Source organism: Cellulomonas sp. RIT-PI-Y, assembly GCF_025642745.1.
GTDB lineage: Bacteria > Actinomycetota > Actinomycetes > Actinomycetales > Cellulomonadaceae > Cellulomonas.
In genome coordinates, this window is the sequence record NZ_JANZKP010000015.1 from 1 (window position 1) to 14125 (window position 14125).

Sequence of the window (14125 nt, forward strand, 5' to 3'; positions counted from 1 at the left end):
CCCCGCAAGCGCCGCCACATCGGCCGCCGGATCGCCCTGGTCCTCGTCCTGCTGCTGGTCCTGGTGATCGCCTGGCCGATCGGTCTCGGCTTCTGGGCCAACGGCAAGATCCAGCACGTCGACGCGCTCTCCGGTGCCGCGAACACCCCCGGCGAGACCTACCTGCTGACCGGATCGGATTCGCGCGCCGACGGCGCGATCGAGGACACCCAGACCGTCGGCGCCCGGACCGACACCATCCTGCTGCTGCAGGTGCCCGACTCCGGTCCGCCCGCGCTGATCTCGCTGCCCCGGGACACCTACGTCGACATCCCCGGCTACTCCCCCGGCAAACTGAACGCCGCGTTCTCCTGGGGCGGCGCACCGCTGCTGGTGCAGACCGTCGAGCAGCTCACCGGCCTCACCGTCGACCACTACGTCGAGATCGGCTTCGCCGGGGTCGAGGGCGTCGTCGACGCGGTCGGCGGCGTCGACCTCTGCCTCGACGACTCCGTCCTGACCTTCCCCGTCGCGGACACCAACTCCGGCCTGTTCTGGGATGCCCCCGGCTGCAAGACCGTGGACGGTGTGACCGCACTCGCCTTCGCCCGGATGCGCTACTCCGACCCGACCGGCGACATCGGCCGGGGCCAGCGCCAGCGCCAGCTGATCAGCGCGATCACCCAGGCGGTCGCGACCCCGGGCACGGTGCTGAACCCGAACCGGCAGATCTCGCTGATCGACGCGGGCACCAGCGCCCTGACCACCAGCGAGGGCACCGACATCGTCGACATGGGCAAACTCGCCCTCGCCTTCCGTTCCGCCAGCGGTGAGGGCGGCATCACCGGCACCCCGCCGATCAAGAGCCTGGACTACCGGCCCGGCGGAGTGGGCTCCACGGTGCTCCTCGACCCGGACACGACACCGACGTTCTTCGCCCAGATCCGGGACGGTGAGCTCGCACCCGGGGTGTACGGCGGGATACCCGGTACCTGAGTCGCGGTCCACGCGACCAGGACCGTCCGGTCGACAGGTCGCTCGCGATGTGCCCCGGCGGTCTCAGCCGGCCCAGCCCACGCCCACGAGCCGCCGGCCGCCGCGCCACGCCTGCACCGCCCCGTCCCGCAGCCGCTCGCAGCCCCGGGTGGTCGCCCTCCGCAGGCGCGGCCCGAACGGCTTCTCCACGAACCGGTGCACCAGCCAGGCCAGCACCAGCGACAGCGCGATGGCCGCGCCCAGCACCGCCCACACCGGCAGGCGGTCGTGCAGCAGGTGGATCACGTACAGGCCCCAGTACTCGTGCAGCAGGTACAGCGGGTAGGTCAGCGCACCGGCGGCGGTCAGGCCGGACCAGGTCCACCGGTTGACCGGGCTGAGCGCCACCACCGCGACCAGCGCGATACAGGCCAGCAGTGCGAGCGCGAGTCCCAGGGCGACCGGCGGGGCGACCGAGTTCCGGCCGAGCGAGTCCATCCGGGCGGGGACCAGGGCCGCCAGCACGAGGACGGCGTTCCCGGCGACGATCAGCCACGGCAGGACCGCGTGACCACACCGATGGATCACGTAGAGCGCCATCCCGGCGGCGAACAGCGGGGCGTAGGGCGCGACCAGCCAGGTCACTCCGTCCGACCAGCCGAGCACCCGGGCGCCCATCGCCGCCAGCGGCCACAGCGCCGCGAAGGCCAGCACCCGGCGGCGGGTGATGCCGAAGGCCGCGAACACCGCGATCAGCAGGTAGAAACGCAGCTCGACCCAGAGGGTCCAGTACACGCCGTCCACGTGACCGACGTCGACCATCGACTGCAGCAGGGTCAGGTTCACCAGCACCTGCCCACCGGTGATCTCCTTGCCGGGCCAGATGGCCAGCAGCAGGAACCCGGTGGCCAGCACGGCCACCCAGTACCCGGGGTACAGCCGCCCGATCCGGGACCCGATGATGTCCGGCACCGAGCGACCCCACGCGGTCATCAGGATGACGAACCCGCTGATCACGAAGAACAGCTCCGGGCCCAGGGACAGGTAGGTCGCGACCGGGGCCAGAGCGGGCGCGACCTCGGCCAGGTCGCGGCCCCAGGCGTCGGTCTCCCGCGCGGTGAAGTGGTAGAGCAGCACGCCGAGCGCGGCCAGGAACCGCAGGCCGTCCAGCGCGGCCAACCGGGAGGCCGGCCGCGCCGTGGCGTGCTCCGCGCGGGGAGCCGGCACGGTGGGCAGGCTCCCCGTCAGGACGGCAGGGCTGCTGATCGTGGTCGGTGCGCTCACGCTGCGACGCTAGGTCGGCCGCTCCGGGACCGCCCGTCGAGACCGTGGCCTCAGCGCGATCCGAACCGGACCTTCACAACGTGCCGAACCCGATCGACGGGCCCACACCGCCCTGTCCGTGCCGGGCGCGCAGCTTCTCGCCCTTGGCGTCGGCCTGGGCCCGCAGGTCCTCCTGGAACCGGACCATCGCGGCCGCGACCCGGGTGGCGACGTCGTCGGTGCCGGACCCGAGGATCCGGGCGGCCAGCAGCCCCGCGTTGCGCGCACCGCCGATCGACACGGTCGCCACCGGGACCCCGGCGGGCATCTGCACGATCGACAGCAGCGAGTCCAGGCCGTCCAGCCGGGCCAGCGGCACCGGGACGCCGATCACCGGCAGCGGGGTGACGGCGGCCAGCATGCCGGGCAGGTGCGCGGCTCCCCCGGCCCCGGCCACGATCACCCGCAGCCCGCGAGCCGCGGCGGTCCGGCCGTAGTCGACCATCTTCTCCGGCTGCCGGTGCGCGGAGACCACGTCGACCTCCACCGGGACGTCGAACTCGGCCAGGGCCTGTGCGGCGTCCGCCATCACCGGCCAGTCCGAGTCGGACCCCATCACGATGCCGACCAATGGCTGTGTCACGCGTTCTCTCCCCTCACGAGGTCCGCCGCGGCACGGGCCCGCGCCCGCACGCTGTCCAGGTCGTCGCCGGTGACCGTCACGTGCCCGAGCTTGCGCCCCGGGCGGACGGCCTTGCCGTACAGATGGATCTTGACCTCCGGGTCGAGCAGGGCCAGGGCGTCGGTCAGGGACTCCCGGCTGCTGCCGAGCACGTTGACCATCACGGTCCACGGCGCACGGGCGGCGGTCCCCCCCAGCGGGAGGTCCAGCACCGCCCGCAGGTGCTGCTCGAACTGGCTGGTCACCGCTCCGTCGATCGTCCAGTGCCCGGAGTTGTGCGGCCGCATGGCCAGCTCGTTCACCAGCAGTCCGCCGTCGGGCAGCTCGAACAGCTCCACCGCCAGCACGCCGGTCACGCCCAGGCCCTCGGCGACGGCACGGCCGATCCGCTCCGCCTCGGCCGCGGTGGCCGGATCCAGGTCGGGGGCCGGGGCGACCACCTCCGCGCACACGCCGTCGCGCTGCACCGACTCGACGACCGGCCAGGTGCGGACCTCCCCGGAGGGGGTGCGGGCGACCAGCACGGCCAGCTCCCGGGTGAACGGCACCAGCTCCTCGGCCAGCAGGGGCGCCCCGGTCCCGGACGCGGCGGCGTCGAACCAGTCCCGCACCTGGTCGGCGTCCCGCACCACCCGCACGCCCTTGCCGTCGTAGCCGCCGCGGGCGGTCTTGACCACCGCGGCGCGTCCACCGGTCGCCCCGTCCAGGAACCGGTCCAGGTCCGCGGCGGAGTCCAGCGCCGCCCACCGTGGGCACGGGACCCCGAGCGCGGACAGCCGGGTGCGCATCACGATCTTGTCCTGGGCGTGCACCAGGGCATCCGGTCCCGGGTGCACCGGCACTCCGCGTCGGCCGAGTTCGGCCAGCAGCTCGTTCGGCACGTGCTCGTGCTCGAAGGTCAGCACCGAGGCGCCGGACACGAGGCGTTCCACCGCCACCGGGTCGCCGGCCTCGCCCACCGGCGCGTCGACCACCACCTGCGCCGCCGACGACACCGCGTCCTCGACCAGCACCCTCAGGTGCAGGCCCAACGCGGTCGCCGCGGGTGCCATCATGCGGGCGAGTTGCCCACCACCGACCACTGCCACCACGGGAGCTGCCACGACCGGAACCCTAGTCGACGGACCGGCGGGCACGGGACCTTCGCTCAGCACGCACTCAGGAGCCCGGGATACCGTGGGCGGATGACCTCCGGCTCACCGACCCTCCTCGACGGTCCGCGCACCTCGCGGACGTTCCGGGACCGGTGGAACGACACCCTGCGGGCCCGGGCGGTGGAGCTGGCGCGGTTCGGTTCGGTGGGCTCGGTGGCCTTCGTGGTCGACATGGGCACCTACAACCTGCTGCGCTTCGGGCCGGTCGCGCTGTTCAGCGAGAAGCCGATCACCGCCCGGATCGTCGCCGTGGTGATCTCCACCCTGGTGTCCTGGCTGGGCAGCCGGTACTGGACGTTCGCGGATCAGCGCTCCGCGCGTCAGGGCCGCGAGTTCGCCCTGTTCGGCGCGATCAACGTGGTCGGGATCGCGATCACGGTCGGTGCTCTGGCGTTCTCGCACTACGTGCTGGGCCTGTCCGGACCGTGGTCGGACAACATCGCGAACATCATCGGCATCGTGCTCGGCACCATCGTCCGCTACCTGGGCTACAAGGCCTTCGTCTTCACCGGGACCGCGACGCTGCCGACCCAGCTGGCCGAGATCGGTCAGCAGTCCGCCGAGCCGCAGGTGGTCGAGGTCATCGGCATCACCCCGGCCCAGGTCACCGAGGACGTCCGGCAGGCCACCGCGGACTAGCGCCGGCGGCGTTCCGCCCGCGGGGAGATCACCGAACCGCGCGGCAGCACCACGTCCGGGTCCATCGCCTTGGGCACACCGGTGAGGAACAGGGCGAAGACCGCCGGTCGGCGCTGCGCCAGCTCCAGCCGGGCACCGTCCCCCGCAGCCAGGTCCCGGGCCAGCGCGAGACCGAGGCCGGTGCCCTTCCCGCTGGTGACCTCGCGTTCGAAGATCCGCGGCGCCAGCTCGTCGTCGACGCCCTCGCCCTGGTCGGCGACCTCCAGGACCACAGCCCGGGAGGCGCCCTCCCGGGAGCGCACCGTGGTGGTGCCGCCGCCGTGCCGCAGCGAGTTCTCGATCAGGGTGGCCAGCACCTGTGCCAGGCCGCCCGGCGTGACGAGCACCTGCGCCCGGGGGTCGACCTCGATCACCAGCTCGCGGCCCTCGGCCTCGAAGGTGGGCCGCCACTCCTCCTCCTGCTGGTGCACCACGTCCAGCAGCCGCACCGCCTCGGTGGTGCCGCCCTGGGCCCGGCGGGAGTTGGTCAGCAGGTCGTCGACCACCCGGACCAGTCGCTCCACCTGCTCCAGCGAGATCCGGGCCTCCTCGCGCACCGCCTCGTCGTCGGTGGCGAGCATGATCTCCTCCAGCCGCATGGACAGCGCGGTCAGCGGTGTGCGCAGCTGGTGCGAGGCGTCCGAGGCGAACTGCCGTTCCGCGGCCAGCCGTCCCGCCATCCGGTCCGCGGACCGCGCGAGCTCGGCGGCCACCAGGTCGATCTCCTCCACGCCCGAGGGCTCCAACTGGGGACGCACCTGCCCCGAGCCGAGCTGCTCGGCGGACGCGGCCAGGTAGACCAGCGGCGCGGCCAGGCGGTTCGCCTGCCAGATCGCGGTCGCGATGCCCGCCGCGAAGGCGACCAGGGCGGCCGCCACCACCAGCCCCACCACCCGGCCGCTCAGCAGGAACAGGTCCCACCACTCGGCGTACAGGGTGACCCGGGCACCGCTGGCCGAGGTCTCGGTGACCGTCTCCGGCCGTGACGGCACCTCCGGGCCGGCCTGGAACCGCGCACCGTCCTCGGTCACCACGTAGATCGACACCGGGGTGCCGTCCCGTTCGACGTAGGGCTCGAGCATGGCGTCGGACAGCGGGGTGCCCTCGGCCAGCCGGTTGTCGATCATCCGGGCGACGTCACTGGCCCGGGTCTGCAGCTGGGAGACCTCGGTCTCCCGGATGTACTGGGCGCCGATGAACGCGAGCGGGAAGCCGAGCAGCACCACCGCCACGGTGACGGCCGCGATGGTGGCCTGGAGGACACGGCGACGCACAGATCAGCCCCGCTGACCCTCTCCGGTCTCGAACCGGAAGCCCATCCCGCGCACCGTGCTGATGTAGCGCGGCGAGCTGGCGTCGTCACCCAGCTTGCGACGCAGCCAGGAGACGTGCATGTCCAGGGTCTTGGTGGAGCCGGTCGGGTCGGAGCCCCAGACCTCGCGCATCAGGGTCTCGCGGGCCACCACCGTGCCGACCGAGCCGACCAGCACCCGCAGCAGGTCGAACTCCTTGGCGGTCAGGTGCAGCTCGCGCTCCCCCTGGAAGGCCCGGTGCGCGGCGACGTCCACCCGGACGTCCTGACCGCGCAGCTCTTCCTCCTCGGCCGGGTCCTGCCCGGTCCGGCGCAGCAGCGCCCGGACCCGGGCGAGCAGCTCGGCCAACCGGAACGGCTTGGTCACGTAGTCGTCGGCGCCCGCGTCCAGGCCGACCACCAGGTCGACCTCGTCCGCTCGGGCGGTCAGCACCAACACCGGGGTGGTCAGGCCCTGGTTCCGGATGGCACGGGCCACGTCGAGCCCGTCCATGTCCGGCAGCCCGAGGTCGAGCACCACCAGATCGGCCTCGGAGGCCCGGTCGATGGCACCCTGTCCGGTGCCCTGCACACGCACGTCGTAACCTTCACGGCCGAGCGCGCGCGCCAAAGGCTCGGCAATCGCGGGATCGTCCTCAGCCAGCAGCACCTGGGTCATTGCGCCATGTTAGGTCACGGAACGGTCGAGGACACGGCGAGATCGGGCATGGATTCGGTCGAGTCGCGGTGAACCGCCTCCGACCGGGGTCGTGGAGGCGGTCAGACCACGGGTGCACGCGCGCGATCCGGTCTCCTGCCTACCCTGATCCGCGTGAGCTGGTGGGAGCGCGTGACGCAGTGGCAGGAGCGCCACGGATTCGCCATCGACCTGTTGGTGGTGTTCCTCAGCGCGCCCGTCGTGGTGGCGCTCGGCTGGAGCACGCAGGGGCGGCTGGTGGACGCGCTGCTGGCCGCGGGGCTCTGGCTGCCGCTCGGCTGGCGCCGTCGCAGCCCGGTGGTCTCGGTCGTGCTGGTCTTCGTCGCCGGGGTGTTGTGCCTCCCGGTGAACGGGCCGGTGTTCTTCCCCGGCACCTTCGCCGTCCTGATCGCGCTGTACTCGGTGACCATCTTCGGCCCGGCCTGGGCGCACCGGACCGCGATCATCTCGGCCGTGGTCGGCTGCGCGCTGCTCGGCGTGATGTTCGGGCTGACCTCGATGGGCAACGGCTACGGCACCGTCGAGGCCGCGATCGGGGTCACGGTCCTGGTCGGCGGCTTCAGCATGGCGCTGTGCATCTCCACCTGGGCCTTCGCGCTGACCCGGCGCTCGCGACGTGAACTGATCACCACCCTGCGCGACCGTGCCGAGCGGCTGGAGGTCGAGCGGGACCAGCAGGCCACCATCGCCGCGGCCGCCGAGCGCACCCGGATCGCCCGCGAGATGCACGACATCGTGGCGCACTCGCTGTCGGTGGTCGTGGCGCAGGCCGACGGTGGTCGCTACGCCGCCGCCGCGGACCCCGACGCGGCGGTGCGCTCCCTGACCACGATCGCCGAGACCGGCCGCGCCGCCCTGGCCGACATGCGCCGGCTGCTCGGGGTGCTGCGCGAGGCGCCGGAGCCGCGCACGGGCGCGATCCCGGCGGTCTCGACCCTGGCGCCGTCCACCCCGCAGCCCGCCGAGCACGATCTGGAGCAGTTGGTCGAGCAGGTCCGGGCCAGCGGCGTCCGCGCCTCCCTGGTCCGGATGGGCACCGCCCGCCGACTGCCGCCCGGCATGGGCCTGACCGTCTACCGGATCTGCCAGGAGGCGCTGACCAACGTGCTCAAGCACGCCGGCCCCACGCCCGCGGTGACCGTGCTGGTGCAATGGGGACCGCGCTCGTTGGTGGTGGAGATCGCCGACGACGGACGCGGCGCCAGCGCGGACTCCGACGGCATGGGCCACGGACTGCTCGGCATGCGCGAGCGGGCGGCGATGTTCGGCGGCACCGTCAGCAGCGGCCCCCGGCCGGGTGGCGGGTTCCGGGTCCGTGCGGAGCTGCCGTTGCCGACCGGCTCGGCCACCTAGGCTGACCGGCATGAGCGACGTGATTCGGGTCGGCCTGGTCGACGACCAGCAGCTGGTGCGCGCCGGGTTCCGGCTGGTGATCGACTCCCAGCCCGATCTCGAGGTGGTGCTGGAGGCGGGCGACGGTGAGCAGGCGGTGCGGGCGCTGGTCCCGGATACGCCGCAGTCGCGCAGCCTCGGCCCGGTGGACGTGGTCCTGATGGACGTCCGGATGCCGCTGATGGACGGGTTGAGCGCCACCGCGCGGATCATCGACGCGGCCACACCCGAGCACCCGGCGCCCAAGATCATCGTCCTGACCACCTTCGACCTGGACGAGTACGTGATGAGCGCGATCCGGGCCGGGGCCAGTGGCTTCCTGCTCAAGGACGCGCCGCCGGAGGACATGCTGCAGGCGATCCGCACGGTGCACGCCGGGGACGCGGTGATCGCGCCGTCCTCCACCCGGCGCCTGCTGGAGCACCTGGTCACCGCGCTGCCCGCCGAGCAGCCCGAGGCCGGTGCCGCGCAGGAGGCGCTGGCCAGCCTCACCGACCGCGAGCGCGAGGTGCTGGTCCTGATGGCCCGCGGCCGGTCCAACACCGAGATCGGCGCCGAGCTCTACGTGGCCGAGGCCACCGTCAAGACGCATGTCGGCCGGGTGCTGGCCAAGCTCGGCGCCCGGGACCGGGTGCAGGCCGTGGTCGTCGCCTACGAGACCGGTCTGATCGTCCCCGGCAGCTGATCAGACCCCGGGATGACACCGGGTCCGGCCTCCGGGCTGACGACCGGCATCGCCGCGCTCCGTAGCGTCAGAGACGACAGTTCGACGTCTCGCACCAGGAGCATCCCGTGGACACTTCCCTCGACCCGCATCCCCGATCCGCCGTCCGGGCCCGGGCCCTGACCAAGGTCTACGGCACCGGCGCCGCCCAGGTGCACGCGCTGGCCGGGGTGGACGTCGACTTCTCCGCCGGCCGGTTCACCGCGATCATGGGCCCGTCCGGCTCCGGCAAGTCGACGCTGATGCACGTGCTGGCTGGGCTGGACGCCGCGACCTCCGGCGCCGCCTACCTGGGCGAGACCGACGTCACCACCCTGAACGACGACGCGCTGACCCGCCTCCGTCGCGACCGGGTCGGATTCGTCTTCCAGTCCTTCAACCTGCTGCCGATGTTCACCGCCGAGCAGAACATCCTGCTGCCGCTGGAGCTGGCCGGGGCCTCGCCGGACCGGGCGTGGTTCGACACCCTGGTCGCGACCCTGGGTCTGGGCGAGCGACTCAGCCACCGCCCCTCCGAGCTCTCCGGCGGCCAGCAGCAGCGGGTCGCGATCGCCCGGGCGCTGATCGCCAAGCCCGAGGTGGTCTTCGCCGACGAGCCGACCGGCAACCTGGACTCCCGCTCCGGCGCGGAGGTGCTGTCCTTCCTGCGCCGGTCGGTCCGCGAGCTGGGCCGCACCATCATCATGGTCACCCACGACCCGGCCGCCGCCGCCTACGCCGACCGGGTCGTCCTGCTGGCGGACGGACGGATCGCGGGCGACATCCAGGACCCGACCCCCGAGGCGGTCCTGACCGGCCTGGACGCCCTGCGTCAGCTGGAGACCACCAGCCCGGCGGTGGAGGCCTGATGTTCCGGCTCACCCTGGCGCAGATGCGCCGCAGCATCGGCCGTCTGGCCGCGGCCGGGATCGCCGTGCTGATCGGCACCGCGTTCGTCGCCGCCACCCTGCTGGCCGGCAGCGCGATCAGCTCGATCAGCACCGATTCGATCACCGCCTCCTTCGGGCAGGCCGACCTGGTCGCGCGCTCCGACTCCAGCCTCACCGACGAGCAGCTGTCCGCGTTGCGCGCGCTGCCCGGCGTCGCGGCCGTCGACCCGCAGGTGCAGGCCTACGGGGTCACGTTCAGCTCCGGGGACGCCTCGGTCAACCAGACCGTCATCCCGGTGTCCAGCTCCTCGCAGCTGCAGAGCCAGGAGCTCACCGACGGCGCGTTCCCCACCCGGGACGGCGAGGTCACGCTGCCGACCGACACGGCGGAACGGCTCGGCCTGGACGTCGGGGACACGGTGACCGTCGACTACTACGGCTGGGCCGCCGCGGACACCCGCACGACCGACGCCGAGGCCGTCCCCACCGCCGGCGCGACCGGCGAGGACTCCACCACCGACGACAGCGAGGTGATCAGCGTCGCCCGGCAGGCCGAGGCCACCGTGGTCGGCCTCACCGACGACCCCCACTCCGCATGGGCGTCGGTCGGCGGTGCGGCCGAGGCCACCCTGCACGACACCCTGGTCTGGGCGAGCGCCACGGACAGCACCGAGGACGGAGTGCCCGTGCTCGCGGCCTCCGCCACCTACTGGCTCACCGTCGCGCTGCGGGACGGCGCCGACCCGGCCACCGTCCGCACCGAGCTGACCTCGATCCTCAGCACCGGGGATCCGGCGGACACCTCCGCCCCGGCCGGGGTCTTCACCCGCCAGGAGGCCGCGGAGCAGTCCCTGGGCGGTGACGGCGGCCTCGGTCCGGTCACCGCGGTGGTGCTCTCCTTCGCGGCGATCGCGCTGCTGGTCGCCGGGCTGGTGATCGCCAACACCTTCCAGGTGCTGGTCGCCCAGCGCACCCGCACCCTGGCCCTGCTGCGCTGCGTCGGTGCGGTGCGCGGACAGATCCGCGGATCGGTGCTGCTGGAGGCGGCGATCCTCGGCCTGGTGTCCTCGGTCGCCGGGCTGGCGGTCGGCACCGGGCTGGTCCAGGTCACCCTGTGGGTGCTCGGTCGCACGGATCTGCCGTTCCCGGTGCCGCACTCCGTGCAGGTCACCGCGGTGAGCGTCCTGGTGCCGCTGGTGGTGGGCGTGCTGGTCACGGTCGTGGCCGCCCTCACCCCGGCCCGGGTCGCCACCCGGGTGGCGCCGATCGCAGCGCTGCGTCCGGTCGACGCCCCCGCCGCCCGCAGCACGGCCGGCCGGGTCCGCCTGGTCCTCTCGCTGCTGCTGATCGTCGGCGGCGCGGCGCTGTTGGCCGGCGGGGTGGCCATCGTGGTCCACGCCGGCCAGATCGCCGGGCTGGGGCTGTCCCTGCTCGGCGGTGCCGCCTCCTTCGTCGGACTGCTGGTCAGCGCCACGTTCTGGATGCCCCGCGTGGTCGCCGGGGTCGGTGCCCTGGCCGGACGGTTCGGCATGCCCGCCCGGCTCGCCACCGCGAACACCGGTCGCAACCCGGCCCGCACCGCCGCCACCAGCACCGCGCTGCTGATCGGCGTCACCCTGGTCGCGATGATGAGCACCGGCGCGGTCAGTGCCCGGTCCACCCTCAATCACGAGTTGGACAGCCGCTACCCGGTCGACGTGGCGGTCGGCGGCGCGACCACCGTGGACGCACAGGGCGACGCGTCCTACGCCGCGCTGCCCGCCGGTGCGGTGGAACAGCTGGACGAGCTGCCCGGGGTCGAGTCCGTCGCGGGACTGGTGTCCCAGGACATCGAGGTCGGCGGCTCCTCCACTCAGTCGCTGGTGATCTCCACCGAGCAGGCGGCGACCCTGCTGCGGAACGACGCCGTGATCACCGCCGTCGCGGACGACGCGGTGGTGATGCCGACGGCGATGGCCTCCGTCGACGGAATCTCCGCCGGGGACACGGTCAAGCTGACGCTGGACGGCGAGGTGGTCGAGCGCACCGTGCGTACCGCCGAGCTGGACGGCTGGAACGTGCTCATCACCCCCGCGACCGCCGACGCACTCGGGTTCGGTACCGACCCCGCGGTCGCCTGGGTCAAGCTCGCCGACGTCAACGACTCCGGGGCGGCGGTCCAGGACATCCAGTCGCTGTTCCTGAACGACGCACTCCCGGTCACCGGCGCCGCGGTGGAGCGGGCCGGGTACCAGCGGGCGATCGACACCGTGCTCGCGGTGGTGATCGGCCTGCTGGCCGTAGCGGTCGTGATCGCCCTGGTCGGCGTCACCAACACGCTCTCGCTGTCCGTGCTCGAGCGTCGGCGCGAGTCGGCCACCCTGCGGGCGCTCGGCCTGACCCGGCGCCAGCTACGGGCATCCCTGGCGATCGAGGGCGTGCTGATCGCCGGGGTCGGCGCGGTGACCGGGATCCTGCTGGGCCTGCTCTACGGCTGGGCCGGGGTCGCGTCCGTGCTGTCCGTGGTCGGTCCGGTCACCCTCGCGGTGCCGTGGTCCGACCTGGGCCTGGTGCTGGCGATCGCGCTGGCCGCCGGGGTGCTCGCCTCGGTGATCCCGGCCCGGTCGGCGGCCCGCACTCCCCCGGTGGCGGCACTGGCCGAGGCCTGAGCCAGGAGGTCACGGGCCCACGACGCCCCGGACGGACACAAGTCCGTCCGGGGCGTCGTGGCAGGGGCGGCGCGATCGGCGCGCGTCCTCACGCCCGAGGGCGATCCGGGCGCATCGTCGTGCGCGAAGCACGACCCGGGCTGCCGATCGCCGGGTTTCCCTGCACTGACCGGTCAGTGCGTGGCGGGCAGCGTCCAGGCGACCGTCGGCTTGAGCACCAGCGTCACCGCGGACACCGCCGCGACCAGCAGCACGAGCACGGTCCAGAGACTCGCCTCGACGCCCATCCAGCCGAGCGACAGCACGATCAGCAGCACCTGCCAGAACATCACCGGCGACCGGGCCCAGCGCTGACCACCCCGCCACACGGCCCGGAGCGCCGCGACCAGCAGCAGGCCGATCCCCACCGCGACCACCGCCATGAACACCAGCGGACCGGGCAGATCGCTCCCCCGCACCACCGTCACGACCGAGGCGACGGCCGCCACCACCAGGGCCGCGACCTCCAGGACGAGCAGGCCGCACAGCACGACGACGGCAGTGGGTCGAGCGGCGGGGGCGGTGATGGCACGGTCATCGGGACGATCGGTCACGGCCCGACCCTACGCCGAGCGGGACGGTGGTCCCGGGTGAGAGCCCGCTGACCGCGCCGGTCAGAGTGCGGGTCCGGGACCCTGGTCCCAGCAGCCGGACATCTCGGGGCCGGGATTGGTGTCGGCGCGGCAGACCGGGGTACCGTGCACACCAGGCGTTCTGGACTCACACAGCTGTGACCGACGCCTCAACGGTTACGCGCCAGAAACCTCCGCGTAACCCCTTGTGCGCTGCGAGTCCGCCGTGTGACCCTTGAGGCAGCAGTGATCCCGAGCGCCGACGCTCACGTCCCCCCACGAAATGTGTCGTGAGTCGGTCGTGTCCGTTCGCGCCAGCCGCCCCACCCCCCACGAGGCGGCTCCCCCCTGTGTGCTGAGGAGTGTTCGAGATGGATTGGCGCCACGAGGCTGCGTGTCTGACCGAGGACCCGGAGCTGTTCTTCCCGATCGGGAACACCGGCCCGGCCCTTCTGCAGATCGAAGAGGCGAAGGCTGTCTGCCGCCGGTGTGACGTCGTCGACACCTGCCTCAAGTGGGCGCTGGAGTCCGGTCAGGACGCCGGCGTCTGGGGCGGCCTGTCCGAGGACGAGCGTCGCGCGCTGAAGCGCCGCACCGCCCGCCAGCGCCGCGCCAGCTGAGACTTCCGCCCTCCACGCGGACCCGCGATGCCCGCCACTCCTTCCGGGGTGGCGGGCATCGCGCGTTGACCCCCGAGGCGGCACGGTGTTCCGCCGGGTAACGGAGCACGCCGCGAGATCGGTACATCGGTCGTGAGGTCGGTACCCCGGGGACCGAAGTGGCCACCGATGTACCGATGTCGCGGAGAGCCGACGTCGCTTGGGAGCGTCTGCCACCGGGACGCACAGGCGTCGAACGGCCGGACGGCGTCCCCACCTGGAGTCGCCGCGCGTCGGCCGGTGGTGACCGCACCTGCGGGGCGAGCCCGCACGGCGGCCAGCCCGAGGTCGGCCCTTCACCCTGAGGTCGGCACTTCACCGCCGTCCCATAGGACGCAACCGCCGACCTCGGCGACGGGCAGCCCCGTCGCCCGCCCCCGGAGACCCTCGGAACCAGGGCCGGGCAGCGAGGTGCGCCGCGAATTCGGTACCTCGGTCGTGAGATCGGCACCTCGGAGACCGAAGTGGTCGCAGATGTACCG

Annotated in this window: 13 protein-coding genes; 7 read left to right on the forward strand and 6 right to left on the reverse strand. The window is 73.1% G+C overall.

The window, feature by feature from the left end:
* Positions 1–975 (forward strand): LCP family protein (locus OGL89_RS06810; protein ID WP_263119160.1); only part of this gene is annotated, 975 nt, incomplete at its 5' end.
* Positions 976–1038: 63 nt separating this feature from the next.
* On the opposite strand, the gene OGL89_RS06815 is transcribed toward OGL89_RS06810, so the two are convergent.
* The 3 genes from OGL89_RS06815 to OGL89_RS06825 all read right to left on the reverse strand — a co-directional run bounded on the left by OGL89_RS06815 (position 1039) and on the right by OGL89_RS06825 (position 4002).
* Positions 1039–2238: an acyltransferase gene (locus OGL89_RS06815; RefSeq protein ID WP_263119161.1), complete on the reverse strand. Its 1200-nt coding sequence runs from the start codon at positions 2236–2238 to the stop codon at positions 1039–1041.
* Positions 2239–2311: 73 nt separating this feature from the next.
* Positions 2312–2833 (reverse strand): 5-(carboxyamino)imidazole ribonucleotide mutase, encoded by a 522-nt coding sequence (purE, locus tag OGL89_RS06820; RefSeq protein ID WP_263119223.1) that lies wholly within the window; start codon positions 2831–2833, stop codon positions 2312–2314.
* A 23-nt stretch (positions 2834–2856) separates the two neighbouring features.
* Positions 2857–4002: a 5-(carboxyamino)imidazole ribonucleotide synthase gene (locus OGL89_RS06825; RefSeq protein ID WP_263119162.1), complete on the reverse strand. Its 1146-nt coding sequence runs from the start codon at positions 4000–4002 to the stop codon at positions 2857–2859.
* 81 nt (positions 4003–4083) lie between these two features.
* Between OGL89_RS06825 and OGL89_RS06830 the strand changes: the two genes are divergently transcribed.
* Positions 4084–4692: a GtrA family protein gene (locus OGL89_RS06830; protein ID WP_263119163.1), complete on the forward strand. Its 609-nt coding sequence runs from the start codon at positions 4084–4086 to the stop codon at positions 4690–4692.
* Here the strand turns inward: OGL89_RS06830 and OGL89_RS06835 are convergent.
* A complete protein-coding gene (locus OGL89_RS06835) occupies positions 4689–6005 on the reverse strand; it encodes an ATP-binding protein (RefSeq protein ID WP_263119164.1) in 1317 nt (438 codons plus the stop codon). The two genes, OGL89_RS06830 and OGL89_RS06835, sit on opposite strands and share 4 nt — an antisense overlap.
* A gap of 3 nt (positions 6006–6008) precedes the next feature.
* Positions 6009–6701, reverse strand: a complete 693-nt coding sequence (locus tag OGL89_RS06840) for a response regulator transcription factor (RefSeq protein ID WP_263119165.1) — start codon at positions 6699–6701, stop codon at positions 6009–6011.
* A 153-nt stretch (positions 6702–6854) separates the two neighbouring features.
* Between OGL89_RS06840 and OGL89_RS06845 the strand changes: the two genes are divergently transcribed.
* The 4 genes from OGL89_RS06845 (at position 6855) to OGL89_RS06860 (ending at position 12373) form a co-directional block, all read left to right on the forward strand.
* Positions 6855–8093 carry a sensor histidine kinase gene (locus OGL89_RS06845; RefSeq protein ID WP_263119166.1) on the forward strand — a complete coding sequence of 413 codons (1239 nt, stop codon included), beginning with the start codon at positions 6855–6857 and terminating at the stop codon, positions 8091–8093.
* Positions 8094–8103: 10 nt separating this feature from the next.
* A complete protein-coding gene (locus OGL89_RS06850; protein ID WP_263119167.1) occupies positions 8104–8817 on the forward strand; it encodes a response regulator transcription factor in 714 nt (237 codons plus the stop codon).
* Positions 8818–8924: 107 nt separating this feature from the next.
* On the forward strand, positions 8925–9704 hold the full coding sequence (locus OGL89_RS06855) for an ABC transporter ATP-binding protein (protein ID WP_263119168.1): 780 nt from the start codon (positions 8925–8927) through the stop codon (positions 9702–9704).
* The gene (locus OGL89_RS06860; protein ID WP_263119169.1) at positions 9704–12373 is read left to right on the forward strand and encodes an FtsX-like permease family protein; all 2670 of its coding nucleotides are present in this window, start codon (positions 9704–9706) and stop codon (positions 12371–12373) included. Before OGL89_RS06855 ends, OGL89_RS06860 begins: the two co-directional genes overlap by 1 nt.
* A gap of 173 nt (positions 12374–12546) precedes the next feature.
* Here OGL89_RS06860 and OGL89_RS06865 read toward each other — a convergent pair whose 3' ends face one another.
* The gene (locus OGL89_RS06865) at positions 12547–12966 is read right to left on the reverse strand and encodes a hypothetical protein (RefSeq protein ID WP_263119170.1); all 420 of its coding nucleotides are present in this window, start codon (positions 12964–12966) and stop codon (positions 12547–12549) included.
* Positions 12967–13355: 389 nt separating this feature from the next.
* Here OGL89_RS06865 and OGL89_RS06870 point away from each other — a divergent pair, with 389 nt between their 5' ends.
* A complete protein-coding gene (locus OGL89_RS06870) occupies positions 13356–13604 on the forward strand; it encodes a WhiB family transcriptional regulator (RefSeq protein ID WP_169166161.1) in 249 nt (82 codons plus the stop codon).
* Positions 13605–14125 lie beyond the last annotated feature (521 nt).